Below are 13269 nucleotides of genomic sequence, written 5' to 3'. Positions count from 1 at the left end.
CGGAAGCGATTCCGCCACGGCGCCGCTCACGGTACGTACCACCGCACCACCAGGGGGCCCACCCATGAACCAGCCACTCGACGCCTCCCCGCCGCGCCGGTCAGCCGACGGGGCCGCCGCGTCCGGCGCCCCGCCGGGCCGCTGCCCGGCCGCCGCCGCCAAGGACCCCACGCCGTGCGAAGGCTCTCGGGACGCCGCCACCATCGTCGACCGCCAGGGCAGGGAGGTCGCCGGCTGCGTCCACCACTGCGCCCGCCTGCTGGCCGGCCTCGAAGGCGCCCGGGTCCACCCCTTCGTCCCCACAAGCCAGGCCCTGGACATCTACTCCCGGGCCCGCGAACTCCCGCCCTTCGCCTGGGAGATCGGCAGATAGCCGGACGGCGGCCCAGCGGACGGCCGGGCCGCCGGTCGAGGAGGCCCGCAAGCTCTTCGAGAAGCCGGCTCCCGCCAAGAACCCTGCACCAGGCGATGATCGCCTTCCGGCACAGCCCCACCGTGCGGGAAGCGCTCGGCGCCGACGTCGTCGAGCGTCGCGGCTGGGCGATTGCGCGGCGTGGCAAGAAATGCTGCGGACGCCATGGGTGGGCTCATGCGGATGCGGCTCGAAACCAGGGCCGAGGATGAGTACGAGGCGGCGCGCGGGTTTCTGGTCGACCGGCTGGTCCGATAGGCCGGGGAACAGGGCCTGCCTGTTGACGGATTCCTGGCCGAGGCGGCGTTGGACTACCGTCAGAGGGCTACCGCCGACGGTCAGTTGGGGATGTTTGGAGCCGCGGCATGTGGAGGAGCTGCTGCTCTTCTGGCTGGACTGCCCGAGGCTCCCCGTACAGCGACTCTGACCCGCGCAAAGGGGGTGGGACGCGGCCTCGCAGACTCAGACCTTGACCATGCGGACGCCGGGGCCGCACAGCATGAGCAGGTCCTCGGGGTCCGACGTCAGGACGGTTACGGGGGCGGGCGAGGCGAGTGCGGTGGCGGTCACGACGGCGTCGAGGGCGTACTTGTGGCCGTGCAGGCCGGCAGCGGCGAGGAGCTTGCTGGCGTGGCGGGCGATGGCTTCGGTGGGCGGGACGATGTTCACGCGGGAGACGGCGTGGTCGAAGCGGGCCTGGTTGACCTTGGGGTCGCGTGCTTCGACCAGCGTGACAGAGCTGGTGACCACGCGGATGTCCTCGGCCTCGGCCGCAGCCAGCCACTCGGTGAGCTCAGGCGAGCGTCGCACGAGTTCGGACAGGCCTTCGCAGTCCAGGACGAGCGTGCCGCTCACGCGGCGTCCGCCGAGCCGGCCGTGTCACCGCGCAGGATGGCTCGCTTGGTCTCGACCGCTACCTGGTCCACCGGGCCGTGTTCACCTTCGGCATCTTCGATGAGTTCGCGCAGCCGGTCCCGCTCCAGCTGGCGCTGGATGAGGGCTTCGACATAGGCGGACATGCCTCGCTTGCCGGTATGTGCCTTGAGGGCCGCGATGGTGCCTTCGTGGAGGGAGACGGACACCGGGCGGACGGGGCCTTCGCCGGGAGCGGGAGAGGTAGCCATGGAGCTACTTTAATAAAACTCTTGTTATTGAGCGATCGCTATGCGTGTCTGCTCGTCCGTGCAGGCAGCGCCCACCTGGTCGTCACTGCAGAGCCGCTCGAAGGGTGCCAGGGGGGAGCCGTCGTCGAGCAGGCGCGATGAACCCCCAGGCCAGACGCCAATCCGCGAAGGATTTCCTAGGGACGTTTCAGGGACTTTCACGTCTGTCCCAGGGAGGTTTCAGGGCTTTCCGCCGAGTAAGCAGGAAGGCCCCGACAGCGCTGAAAGACACAAACGCGCTGGTCAGGGCCTCCAGGCTCAACTCAGCACTCGATGATGTTGACGGCCAGGCCGCCGCGTGCGGTCTCCTTGTACTTGACGCTCATATCGGCGCCGGTGTCCTTCATGGTCTTGATGACCTTGTCGAGGGAGACGTGGTGGCGTCCGTCGCCGCGCAGGGCCATACGGGCGGCGGTGACGGCCTTGACGGCCGCCATGCCGTTGCGCTCGATGCACGGGATCTGGACGAGGCCGCCGACGGGGTCGCAGGTCAGGCCCAGGTTGTGCTCCATGCCGATCTCGGCGGCGTTCTCGACCTGCTCGGGGGAGCCGCCCAGGACCTCGGCGAGGCCGCCGGCGGCCATCGAGCAGGCGGAGCCGACCTCGCCCTGGCAGCCGACCTCGGCGCCGGAGATCGAGGCGTTCTCCTTGAAGAGCATGCCGATCGCACTGGCGGCGAGGAGGAAGCGGACCACGCCCTCCTCGTCGGCGCCGGGCACGAAGTTGATGTAGTAGTGCAGGACCGCGGGGATGATGCCGGCCGCGCCGTTGGTGGGGGCGGTCACCACCCGGCCGCCGGCCGCGTTCTCCTCGTTGACGGCCATCGCGTAGAGGGTGGTCCACTCCATCGCGCGGGCGGCCGCGTCGCCCTCGGAGCGCAGGGCGCGGGCGGCGTTGGCGGCCCGCCTCCGCACCTTCAGACCACCGGGCAGGATCCCCTCACGGGACATACCGCGGGTCACGCACGCCTGCATGACCTGCCAGATCTCCAGCAGCCCGGCCCGGATCTCCTCCTCGGTGCGCCAGGCCTTCTCGTTCTCCAGCATCAGGGCGGAGATGGACAGGCCGGTCTGCTGGGACAGCCGCAGCAGCTCGTCGCCGGTGCGGAAGGGGTGGGTCAGGACGGTGTCGTCGGGCACGATCGGGTTTTCGCCGGCGACCGCGTCCTCGTCGACGACGAAACCGCCGCCCACCGAGTAGTACGTCTTCTCCAGCAGCGGTGCGCCGGAGGCGTCGTAGGCGAAGAGTGTCATGCCGTTGGCGTGGTAGGGCAGGGCCCGGCGCCGGTGCAGGATCAGCTCGGCCGACTCGTCGAAGTCGATTTCGTGCGCGGCGCCTATCTCCGCGCCCATCAGCCGCAGCCGCTTGGTCTGCCGGATGCGCTCGACCTCGGCGTCGGCGGACTCGACGTCGACGGTGCGGGGGGAGTGGCCTTCCAGGCCGAGGAGGACGGCCTTGGGGGTGCCGTGGCCGTGGCCGGTGGCGCCCAGCGAGCCGAACAGCTCGGCGCGCACGGTGGCCGTCTGGGCGAGCAGACCGTCCTTCTTGAGGCGTCCCGCGAACATCCGGGCGGCGCGCATCGGGCCGACGGTGTGGGAACTGGAGGGGCCGATGCCGATGGAGAAGAGGTCGAAGACGGAGATGGCCACGGGGGCGGACTCCCTTGTCTGCTCGTGGTGGACGGTGGAGCGGTGGAGCGGTGGAAGTAAGAGCGATGGAGTAATGGGGCAGAGGGGACGTTTCTGCGCCGTTGGTCGAGGGTAACGCGGACCCGGCCGGGTGCCGTCGGACGGAAGCTGTCGGGCCCGCGACGCCGCGGGTAACGGGCGGTAACGGGTGGCGATGAGTGGTGATGGGGGTAACGGGCGTCGTCGGTCGGTGGGGAGAGGGGGCCGGTGTGGGCGGGAGACCGGGGGCCAGGGGGCGGGTGAGGGCACCGGGCCGTGCACCGGCCGGTCCGGCCTGTCGAGGAGGCCGGTGCCCTCGTGTCCGGTCGAACCCGTTCGTGCCCGGTCCTGATCCGCATGCGGCGGCCCGGCCGGAATCCGCCTCCCGTGAGAGGGCGGCTGCCCGCCACCGTGCCGGTCATGCATGCCGCGTCCGCCCGCACCGGCGGCACCGTGCTCGTGTGAAGCGCAGGCACTGCGCCCCGCACCGGCCGGCACCGAGCCCCCGCACCGCGCCCGCAGGAAACGCAGGCACCGCACTCGCATGAAGAACCGGAGAAACGGGAGCAATGGGAGCAACGGGAGAGAGGGGCAGGCCGGCGAGCCGCCGGCCGGACGAGCCGCCGGGCCGAAGGGCCGCCGGCCGGACAGCCAGACCATGAGCCCGGAACCCACGCCCCGGGCTCACCGTCGTGCACCCCGCGCCCGCCGGTCACCGGTGGGCGCGGGATCCGTGCAGGAGTCGCGTCACAGGGACGGGTACAGCGGGAACTTCTCCGCGAGCGCGGTGACGCGGGCCTTGAGGGCTTCGGCGTCGTAGGCGGGCTTGAGGGCTTCGGCGATGATGTCGGCGACCTCGCGGAAGTCCTCGGCCTGGAAGCCGCGGGTGGCCAGCGCCGGGGTGCCGATGCGCAGGCCGGAGGTGACCATCGGGGGCCGCGGGTCGTTGGGGATCGCGTTGCGGTTGACGGTGATGCCGACCTCGTGGAGGCGGTCCTCGGCCTGCTGGCCGTCGAGCTCGCTGTCGCGCAGGTCGACGAGGACGAGGTGGACGTCGGTGCCGCCGGACAGGACGGAGACGCCGTGCTGCCTGACGTCGTCCTGGACCAGGCGCTCGGCGAGGATCCGGGCGCCGTCGAGGGTGCGCTGCTGGCGCTCCTTGAAGCCGTCCGAGGCGGCGACCTTGAAGGAGACGGCCTTGGCGGCGATCACGTGCTCCAGGGGCCCGCCCTGCTGGCCGGGGAAGACCGCAGAGTTGATCTTCTTGGCCAGCTCCTGGGTGGAGAGGATCACGCCGCCGCGGGGGCCACCGAGGGTCTTGTGGGTGGTGGTGGTCACGACGTGGGCGTGCGGCACCGGGTTGGGGTGCAGACCGGCGGCGACCAGGCCGGCGAAGTGCGCCATGTCGACCATGAGGTAGGCGCCGATCTCGTCGGCGATGCGCCGGAACGCGGCGAAGTCGAGCTGGCGCGGGTAGGCGGACCAGCCGGCGACGATCAGCTTGGGGCGGTGCTCCTTGGCCAGGCGCTCGACCTCTTCCATGTCGACGAGGTTGGTCTTCTCGTCGACGTGGTAGGGCACCACGTTGTAGAGCTTGCCGCTGAAGTTGATCTTCATGCCGTGGGTCAGGTGCCCGCCGTGGGCGAGGTTGAGGCCCAGGATGGTGTCGCCCGGCTTGATGAGGGCGAACATGGCGGCGGCGTTGGCCTGGGCGCCGGAGTGCGGCTGGACGTTCGCGGCCTCGGCACCGAAGAGGGCCTTGATGCGGTCGATGGCGATCTGCTCGACCACATCGACGTGCTCGCAGCCGCCGTAGTAGCGGCGGCCGGGGTAGCCCTCGGCGTACTTGTTGGTGAGGACCGAGCCCTGGGCCTCCATGACGGCGACGGGGGCGAAGTTCTCCGACGCGATCATTTCGAGGGTGGACTGCTGGCGGTGGAGTTCGGCGTCGACGGCGGCGGCGACATCGGGGTCGACCTCGTGGAGGGAGCTGTTCAGAAGCGACATGAGTCTTCCTGGGGGAGTCAGGGGCGCGAGGGGGTCCCCCGGACGGAGCCCTGGGGAGCTTCCGCGGGGGCGGTGGCGGAGGGAGCCGGGTGGCTCAGCTCTGGATGAAGGCGGCGTACTCGTCGGCCGAGAGCAGGTCGCCCGGCTCACCGCTGATCTTCACCTTGAACAGCCAACCGCCCTCGAACGGGGCGGTGTTCACCAGCGAGGGGTCGTTGACGACATCCTCGTTGATCTCGGTGATCTCACCGTCGACGGGCGAGTAGAGATCGCTGACCGACTTGGTCGACTCCAGCTCGCCGCAGGTCTCGCCCGCCGCGACCGTGGCACCGACCTCGGGAAGCTGCACGTAGACGACGTCGCCGAGCGCGTTGGCCGCGTGCTCGGTGATGCCGACCGTCGAGACGCCTTCCTCGGCGCCCGACAGCCACTCGTGCTCCTTGCTGTAGCGCAGCTGCTGGGGGTTGCTCATGGCTCGATTCTCCTGTACGCGAGGGTGTGGTCGTGAAGGGGGTCGCCCCTGGTGACGCCGAGGGGGAGGGTCTTGCACAGTGAAACGCACGGGTGCGCACCGCTGCCGGGTCCGCCGCGGGTGAGCTACTGCTTCTGCCGCTTGTAGAAGGGCAGAGCGGTGACCTCGTACGGCTCATGGCTTCCACGGATGTCCACGCACACACCCTCGGTGCCCGGTGTGGCGTAGGCGGCGTCGACGTAGGCGATGGCGACCGGCTTGCCGAGGGTGGGAGAGGGGGCCCCGGAGGTGACCTCACCGATGACCGTGCCGTCGGCCGCGACGACCGGGTAGCCGGCGCGCGGGACCCGGCGGCCCGTGGCGGTCAGGCCGACCAGCTTGCGCGGCGGGTTCGTCTCGGCGCGCTCGGCGGCCTCCGCCAGTGCACTGCGGCCGACGAAGTCGCCGTCGTTGGTCGTCTTCTCGAACTTCACGACCCGGCCCAGGCCCGCGTCGAACGGGGTGGTCGAGGTCGTCAGCTCGTGCCCGTACAGCGGCATGCCCGCCTCCAGGCGCAGGGTGTCCCGGCAGGACAGGCCGCACGGCACCAGACCGGCGTCCTTGCCGGCCTCGGTCAGCGCCTCCCAGAGGGCGACCGCGTCGGCCGGCCGGACGAACAGCTCGAAGCCGTCCTCGCCGGTGTAGCCGGTACGGGCGATCAGTGCCTCCACGCCGGCGACGGTGCCGGGCAGGCCCGCGTAATACTTCAGGCCGTCCAGGTCGGCGTCGGTGACCTTCTTGAGGATCCCGGGCGACTGCGGACCCTGCACCGCGAGCAGCGCGTAGGCGTCCCGGTCGTCGCGGATCGCGGCGTCGAAGCCGCCCGCCCGCGCGGTCAGCGCATCCAGCACCACCTGGGCGTTGGAGGCGTTGGCGACGACCATGTACTCCTGGTCGGCCAGGCGGTAGACGATCAGGTCGTCGAGGATGCCGCCCCCGGCCTCGCAGATCATGGTGTAGCGGGCGCGGCCGGTCTTGACCCCGCCGATGTTGCCCACCAGCGCGTAGTCGAGGAGGTCGGCGGCCTGCGGGCCGGTGACGGTGATCTCGCCCATGTGGGAGAGGTCGAACAGGCCGGCGCGGGTACGGACGGCGACATGTTCGTCACGCTCGCTGCTGTAGCGCAGCGGCATGTCCCAGCCGGCGAAGTCGGTCATGGTGGCGCCGAGCGCACGATGGGTGGCGTCCAGCGCAGTACGGCGGGGGGCATCAGTCATGGTTCCGGGCTCCCAGGCAGGGGTGACAAGACGTTCTCCCCATCTGTCATCGGAACCTGAGAGGTTCACCGGGATCCCGCGAACGGACCCGGTTTGCACCTTGGGTGGAGCCGCCCCGTGGGCCGGGCTGCGGCTCGCTTTTCAGATCTGCCTCGCCTGCGCGGTATAGGGGCCTGAGAGATTCAAGGGAGGACTTGCTCCTTCGGCGCCCCGCCATGGCGGCCGGGGACTCTCCCGCGCGGGTTCAAACGGCCGGTATGGAGTTGGCGGTGCACGGGTGAGACGAGATGTGCACGTGGCGGCCACATCATTGCACGGGATCGCCCGATAGAGGAGCCCCCACCGTCGCCCCGCCCGTGACGTGGGCAGATCGGACAATAACCTTGATGGGCATTACCTTTTCTTGACACTCTGCGGGTAGGGACGGACTCGAACCGGAACAGAACCGGACGGGGAGGACGATCGCGTGCACAGCGAAGCGGCATTCGGGGCCACTTCAGGCGTCGTGCCTCCGGCCGCCGCGCCCGGGGCCACCGCGCCTGTGGTGCCGTCCGCCACCTCGCCCGCGGTGCCGCCCGCCGCCGGGTCCCGGGCCGGCCGGCCGCCGCGGCCCGTCGTCCGGCCGGGGCGCGGCGCCGAAATCGTGGACCTCCGGGGCCGCGGACGGGCGAGGGGCGCCGCCGAGCTGCGGTTCCCGGCCGGTGACCTGGTGGTGGTCTCCGGTCTCCCGGGCAGCGGCAAGAGCACCCTGATGCACCGGGTCGTACCGCCGCTGGACGCCCACGGCGCCGTGGTGCACCGCATCGATTCGCAGGACGTCCGCGAGCGCTGGGAGCGCGGCCGGCTGCGCCGGCTGCCGTACGCCCTCTACCGTCCGCTGGTCCGGGCCGCCCACTACCTGACGCTGGGCCGTGCGCTGCGCTCGGGGGGCAGTGTGGTGGTGCACGACTGCGGCACCCTGGCGTGGGTGCGCGGCTGGCTCGCGCGTTCGGCGGTGCGCGGCGGACGCGGGCTGCATCTGGTGCTGCTCGATGTGCCGCCCGAGGTGGCACTGTCCGGCCAGGAGTCGCGGGGACGCGGGGTGTCGGGGTACGCCTTCGCGCGGCACCGCGGGGCGGTGGGCCGGCTGGTCGGCGCGGCGGAGTCGGCCCGGCTGCCGAAGGGCTGCGCCTCGGCCGTCCTGCTCGACCGGCGGGCGGCGAGCACCCTGGAGACCGTCGGCTTCGACTGACAGCGGCGACCGGGCGCACGGGCACCGTGCCCCGGGGGTCCCTCCGTACGCCTTCTCGTCTAGGGTCTTTGGCCAGATGGCGCGGTTTGGAACGGGTGGGTGCACATGACATTTCCGGAGCAGGGGATACCGCAGCTGGCGTGGCCGGCGAACGAGCTCGAAGAGGTGCTGGCCGCCTCGGTCGGACACCCGGGCGCCGGTGGCCGGATCGTCGAGGTACTGGGCCGCAGCAGGGTCTGGGTGCCGCTGCCCAACGGCGGCGGACCGGAGAGCGCGGGTCCCGGTACCCGCGGCCTCGATCTGCCCACCGTCGAGCTCGACGGTGCGGCCTATGTCCCGGTCTACAGCTCCGAGCAGGAGTTCTTGCGGGTGGTCGGCGCGCATATGTCCTTCACCGTCGCCCCGGCCCGGGAGTTCGCCCGCGGGCTGCCCCCGCGCATCGGTATCGCGGTCAACCCGGACGGTGCGGTCGGCGTCCCGCTGCCGCCTCCCGCGGTGGCCGAATTGTGCCGGGAGGGGCATCACGAGGCGGCCGGTCTGCCCAGCGGCGGCCGGGTGCGGCTCTTCGAGCCGGACTGGCAGGACGAACCGGTGGACTTCCTGGCCGCCGCCGGACTGGAGTTCTCCGGCGCCGGAATTGTCCTCACTGCCCGGCGTGCCCTGGCAAGTGTCGAGGGCGACACGCCCGCGCTGTTCGTCGGTGTGCAGATCGCTGCGGACGCCGCGGCACTGCACGACGGCACCGCCCGCGAGGCGGTACTGTCAGCCCTCGGACGTGCGCTCGGTGCCGTACCGGTGCCCTGGCCCGTACAGCTCGTCATGCTCGACCTCGCCCAGGGCGACCCGGTCGCCGACTGGATGCTGGAGCGTGTGCGGCCCTTCTACTCTCGGGACCACTCGTAAGCTGGATGGATGACGGGCGGGCGCACCCATGACGTGCCCTGCGGACAGAAGGGACGGACCACGTGAGCGCGGGTGCGCATCAGGGGCCGGCGGCGGCCGGAGCACTGGAGCAGCTGCTCCAGCAGGTCTCGCCCGGCCGTTACGACGCCTACGAGGCGCTGCTGCATGCGCTCGCCGCGGGCCAGGTCTGGATGCTGCTGTGGCACGGCCGGGCCGGTTCGCCCGATGCGCAGTACGGAAACATGGAGGTCGAAGGCCTCGGCTATGCGCCGTGTGTGACCTCGGCGCCCGAACTCGCCGCCTCCGGCTGGAACCGTGACCATGAGGTCGTCACCGGCCTGGAGATCGCCGCCTCGCTCTTCCCCGACCGCTGGGGCCTGTGGCTGAATCCGCACGCCCCCGGCGGGGGTATCGGCATCCCGTGGCTGGATCTGCGCCGTATCGCCGGTGGCTTGGACCGGCTGCCGGCCGGTCCGCTGCGGATCTCCGAACCGGTCATCGACATCCCGCAGTTCTACGCGCTGCTCGCCCAGAACGCGCACCGGACGCCCGCCGTGCGGTCGCTGCGCCGGGCCTGGGTGCAGCCGGCGCTCGGCGCCCCCTATCTGGCGATCGGTCTGGATCTGTACGACACCGGCCAACAAGCGGTGGATTCGGTGCGGTTGATGATCCAGCAGTCGATCGGCGCGGTTCCGGACGGTCTGCCCGTCTCCACCGTCGCGATGAACGACGAGTTCGACCCGGTCGGCATGTGGATGCGGGCCTCCACGCGCCCCTTCTTCGACCGTGACGGCTACGCCCAGCCGCCGGGTCAGCAGGCCCCCGCGCCGTCGTACGGCTACGGCTACCCGCGCCCGTACTGACCGCCTGTCTCCGGTGTCCCGGGAGTACCGTCCGGGCGCCGGTGTTGTGGTGAATTCTCCCTGTATATCCCGCGGTTGAGGAGCGCTCCCGCGGGTGATCGCCCCGCTCAGCCCGAACTGTTGTCCGTATAACGGAAAGCGGTGAAGGACATCACAGTTGCGCATCCTTTCCCTGTCAGGGCTGGTGACTGATCGAGAAAGGGATGAAGACTCCGGAAACAACGGACCTCGGTCCTTTGTACGAGCGTCACCCCACGGCGTCGCGCAAGCCTGAGAACTTCCATAGTGCGAACTTCCGCGATGCCCGCAGGACTTGCTGCACCGAACTTGCACCAGTGATGAGAACCAGCCGCAATCCGCGGCGGGCAGGGGCCGGCCACCGTCGGCCGAGAGGGGTCAAAGGCACTGTGACCGCACCGATCGAGACCACCGGGGCGGCTGCTGAGGCGCAGCCGGAAGCGGTGCTGAAGGGCGTCGAGGGAAAGCGGATCGAGGGGCGTTCGCTCGGCCAGATCGCATGGCTGCGCTTCCGGCGGGACAAGGTCGCGGTGGCCGGTGCCATCGTTGTCATCCTGCTCATCGTCGTCGCCGCGCTCTCCCGTCCGATCCAGGCCCTGCTGGGGCTGGACCCGAACAATCCCAACCAGTCGCTGATCGACCCCAACACCACGCTCCCCAAGGGCGACCTCGGCGGCATGAGCGGCGACCACCCCCTGGGCGTGGACCCGAAGTTCGGCCGCGATCTGCTCGCCCGGATCCTGGAGGGCTCCTGGGTGTCGCTGATCGTGGCGTTCGGCGCGACGCTGCTGTCGGTCGCCATCGGCACCGTGCTCGGAGTGGTCGCCGGCTTCTACCGCGGGCGGGTGGACGCCTTCATCAGCCGGATGATGGACGTCTTCCTGGCCTTCCCGCTGCTGCTGTTCGCCATCGCGATCTCCGCCTCGCTGCAGGGCGGCGCCTTCGGTCTGGACGGCCTGCCGCTGCACATCTCGGTGCTGATCTTCGTGATCGGCTTCTTCAACTGGCCCTACATGGGGCGGATCGTCCGTGCGCAGACGCTGTCGCTGCGCGAGCGGGAATTCGTGGACGCCGCCCGCGGCATGGGTGCGCGCGGCCCGTTCATCCTCTTCCGGGAGCTGCTGCCCAACCTGGTGGGGCCGATCATCGTCTACTCGACGCTGCTGATCCCCTCCAACATCCTCTTCGAAGCGGCCCTGAGCTTCCTGGGCGTCGGCATCCAGCCGCCCCAGGCGTCCTGGGGCGGCATGCTCAACCAGGCGGTCAAGTACTACGAGGTCGATCCCCAGTACATGATCGTCCCCGGTCTCGCGATCTTCGTCACCGTGCTCGCGTTCAACCTGCTCGGTGACGGACTGAGGGACGCGCTGGACCCGCGCAGCCGCTGACGGCTGCAGCGGGCACCCGCTCCGACGCCCCCAACTGCATTACTGCGTTTCCGCGTTACTGCGTTACTGCGTTACTGCGTTTTGAGGTTTGACCTTTCTCGACGAACGAAGGGGACACCGACCATCATGCGAAGGTCAGTTCCGGTCGCGGCTGTCGCGGCCATCACCAGTGCGGGCCTTTTGCTGGCCGGCTGCAGCGGGGGCAAGGGCTCCTCGGAGGGCTCGGGCGAGGCGAACGCCGCCACCAAGGGCGTCGTCAACGCCTCGGACGCGAAGGGCGGCACGGTCACCTACGCGATGAGCGACGCCCCCGAGTCGTTCGACCCGGGCAACACGTACTACGCCTTCATCTACAACTTCAGCCGGCTCTACGCGCGCCCGCTCACCACCTTCAAGCCGGGCCCCGGCGCCAAGGGCAACGAGCTGACCCCGGACCTCGCCGAGTCGATGGGCAAGCCCAGTGACGGCGGCAAGACCTGGACGTACAAGATCCGTAAGGGCGTCAAGTACGACGACGGCTCCACGGTCACCTCGCAGGACGTCAAGTACGCCGTCGAGCGCAGCAACTTCGCGCGCGACACCCTCTCGCTGGGCCCGAACTACTTCCAGCAGTTCCTCAAGGACAACGACGGCGGCTACAAGGGTCCCTACAAGGACAAGAGCAAGGCCGGTCTGAAGTCCATCGAGACCCCGGACGACCAGACCGTCGTCTTCCACCTCAAGAAGCCGTTCGCCGAGTTCGACTACCTGGTGAGCGCCCCGCAGACCGCCCCGGTCCCGCAGGCCAAGGACAAGGGCGCGGACTACACCAAGTCCGTGCTGTCCACCGGCTCGTACAAGTTCGAGAGCTACCAGGAGGGCAAGAAGCTCACCCTGGTCCGCAACCCGCAGTGGTCAGCCAAGACGGACCCGCTGCGCAAGCAGCTGCCGGAAAAGATCGTCCTGAACCTGAAGGTCGCCCAGTCGACCATCGACAAGGACCTCCAGTCCGGTAACACCCTGGTGGACCTGGCCGGCCGCGGTGTCGACGGGCAGACCCAGGCCCAGCTCCTGACGAACTCCAAGGAGAAGGGCAACACCGACAACACCCTCGGCCAGCGCCTCGTCTACACGGCGCTGAACACCAAGGTGAAGCCGTTCGACAACATCGAGTGCCGCAAGGCCGTCGAGTACGCCATCGACAAGAAGGCCGTACAGACTTCCCTCGGCGGCCCGATCCGCGGTGAGCTGGCCTCCACGGTCCTGCCGACCGACATCGACGGCTACCAGAAGTACGACCTGTACCCGCAGAAGTACGACGGCGACAAGCTGGACCTGACCGAGGCCAAGAAGCACTGGGCGAAGTGCGGTGCCGGCAAGACCACGACCACGATCCTGGCCCGCAACGACCGCCAGGACGAGGTCGACGCGGCCACCTCGGTCATCGACTCGCTGAAGAAGATCGGCGTCACCGCCAAGATCCAGTCGTATCCGACCAGCAAGTACTTCTCGGACTACGCCGGTGTGCCGAAGTTCAACAAGAAGAACAACGTCGGCATGATCATGATGCAGTGGGGCTCGGACTTCCCGACCGGCTACGGCTACCTCCAGCAGATCCTGAACGGCAAGGCGATCAGCCAGTCCGGTAACGCCAACCTCTCGGAGCTGGACGACCCGGAGATCAACAAGCTGCTCGACTCCGCCATCGCCAACACCGACAAGGCGGCCCGCGAGAAGGCGTACGCCGAGATCGACAAGAAGACGATGGAGCAGGCGGCGCTGGTCCCGCTCACCTACTTCAAGGTTCTGATGTACCGCTCGCCCAAGGCCACCAACCTGGTGTCCACCTCGGCCTTCAGCGGTCAGTACGACTACCTCAACATCGGCGTCAAGAAGTAGCAGCCCTGGAA

General features: G+C 69.7%; 12 protein-coding genes and 1 riboswitch. Of the genes, 6 read left to right on the top strand and 6 right to left on the bottom strand.

Annotated elements, in window-relative coordinates; translation table 11 throughout:
• The first annotated feature begins 64 nt into the window (after positions 1-64).
• Positions 65-373 (top strand): hypothetical protein, encoded by a 309-nt coding sequence (locus OHS81_RS10400; RefSeq protein ID WP_328384526.1) that lies wholly within the window; start codon positions 65-67, stop codon positions 371-373.
• Between the two features lie 501 nt (positions 374-874).
• Here OHS81_RS10400 and OHS81_RS10395 read toward each other — a convergent pair.
• From OHS81_RS10395 to gcvT, 6 genes are all read right to left on the bottom strand, one after another.
• Entirely contained in the window at positions 875-1267 is a 393-nt protein-coding gene (locus tag OHS81_RS10395) for a type II toxin-antitoxin system VapC family toxin (protein WP_328384524.1), read from the bottom strand.
• Positions 1264-1536, bottom strand: coding sequence for a hypothetical protein (locus tag OHS81_RS10390; RefSeq protein ID WP_328384522.1), 273 nt, complete (start codon positions 1534-1536; stop codon positions 1264-1266). Before OHS81_RS10390 ends, OHS81_RS10395 begins: the two co-directional genes overlap by 4 nt.
• A gap of 302 nt (positions 1537-1838) precedes the next feature.
• The gene (locus OHS81_RS10385; protein ID WP_328384520.1) at positions 1839-3224 is read right to left on the bottom strand and encodes an L-serine ammonia-lyase; all 1386 of its coding nucleotides are present in this window, start codon (positions 3222-3224) and stop codon (positions 1839-1841) included.
• Positions 3225-3989: 765 nt separating this feature from the next.
• Positions 3990-5249 (bottom strand): serine hydroxymethyltransferase, encoded by a 1260-nt coding sequence (gene glyA / locus OHS81_RS10380; protein WP_328384518.1) that lies wholly within the window; start codon positions 5247-5249, stop codon positions 3990-3992.
• 94 nt (positions 5250-5343) lie between these two features.
• Complete coding sequence (gene gcvH, locus OHS81_RS10375) at positions 5344-5721, bottom strand: glycine cleavage system protein GcvH (RefSeq protein WP_328384516.1); 378 nt, start codon at positions 5719-5721, stop codon at positions 5344-5346.
• A 125-nt stretch (positions 5722-5846) separates the two neighbouring features.
• Entirely contained in the window at positions 5847-6977 is a 1131-nt protein-coding gene (gene gcvT, locus OHS81_RS10370) for a glycine cleavage system aminomethyltransferase GcvT (protein ID WP_328384514.1), read from the bottom strand.
• 151 nt (positions 6978-7128) lie between these two features.
• A riboswitch (glycine riboswitch) is annotated at positions 7129-7224 on the bottom strand.
• A gap of 321 nt (positions 7225-7545) precedes the next feature.
• Here gcvT and OHS81_RS10365 point away from each other — a divergent pair.
• From OHS81_RS10365 to OHS81_RS10345, 5 genes are all read left to right on the top strand, one after another.
• Entirely contained in the window at positions 7546-8208 is a 663-nt protein-coding gene (locus OHS81_RS10365; protein WP_328391031.1) for an AAA family ATPase, read from the top strand.
• Positions 8209-8313: 105 nt separating this feature from the next.
• On the top strand, positions 8314-9111 hold the full coding sequence (locus OHS81_RS10360; protein ID WP_328384512.1) for an enhanced serine sensitivity protein SseB: 798 nt from the start codon (positions 8314-8316) through the stop codon (positions 9109-9111).
• Positions 9112-9173: 62 nt separating this feature from the next.
• Positions 9174-9974 (top strand): enhanced serine sensitivity protein SseB C-terminal domain-containing protein, encoded by an 801-nt coding sequence (locus tag OHS81_RS10355; RefSeq protein ID WP_328384510.1) that lies wholly within the window; start codon positions 9174-9176, stop codon positions 9972-9974.
• Positions 9975-10381: 407 nt separating this feature from the next.
• Positions 10382-11380 (top strand): ABC transporter permease, encoded by a 999-nt coding sequence (locus OHS81_RS10350; RefSeq protein ID WP_328384508.1) that lies wholly within the window; start codon positions 10382-10384, stop codon positions 11378-11380.
• A 126-nt stretch (positions 11381-11506) separates the two neighbouring features.
• Positions 11507-13258 carry an ABC transporter substrate-binding protein gene (locus tag OHS81_RS10345; protein WP_328384506.1) on the top strand — a complete coding sequence of 584 codons (1752 nt, stop codon included), beginning with the start codon at positions 11507-11509 and terminating at the stop codon, positions 13256-13258.
• Positions 13259-13269: the final 11 nt, after the last annotated feature.

Origin of the sequence: Streptomyces sp. NBC_00400 (genome assembly GCF_036048035.1) — a bacterium.
In the GTDB taxonomy this organism is placed as follows: domain Bacteria; phylum Actinomycetota; class Actinomycetes; order Streptomycetales; family Streptomycetaceae; genus Streptomyces.
Note: the sequence above shows the minus strand (reverse complement) of the source record. Positions and strands in the feature narration are given on the sequence as shown.

What these genes read in the sequence shown, in the direction of transcription:
- OHS81_RS10400 (WP_328384526.1), top strand. Translation starts at nt 65, where the DNA reads ATGAACCAGCCACTCGACGCCTCCCCGCCGCGCCGGTCAGCCGACGGG.
- OHS81_RS10390 (WP_328384522.1), bottom strand. Translation starts at nt 1,536, where the DNA reads ATGGCTACCTCTCCCGCTCCCGGCGAAGGCCCCGTCCGCCCGGTGTCC.
- glyA (WP_328384518.1), bottom strand. Translation starts at nt 5,249, where the DNA reads ATGTCGCTTCTGAACAGCTCCCTCCACGAGGTCGACCCCGATGTCGCC.
- gcvH (WP_328384516.1), bottom strand. Translation starts at nt 5,721, where the DNA reads ATGAGCAACCCCCAGCAGCTGCGCTACAGCAAGGAGCACGAGTGGCTG.
- gcvT (WP_328384514.1), bottom strand. Translation starts at nt 6,977, where the DNA reads ATGACTGATGCCCCCCGCCGTACTGCGCTGGACGCCACCCATCGTGCG.
- OHS81_RS10360 (WP_328384512.1), top strand. Translation starts at nt 8,314, where the DNA reads ATGACATTTCCGGAGCAGGGGATACCGCAGCTGGCGTGGCCGGCGAAC.
- OHS81_RS10345 (WP_328384506.1), top strand. Translation starts at nt 11,507, where the DNA reads ATGCGAAGGTCAGTTCCGGTCGCGGCTGTCGCGGCCATCACCAGTGCG.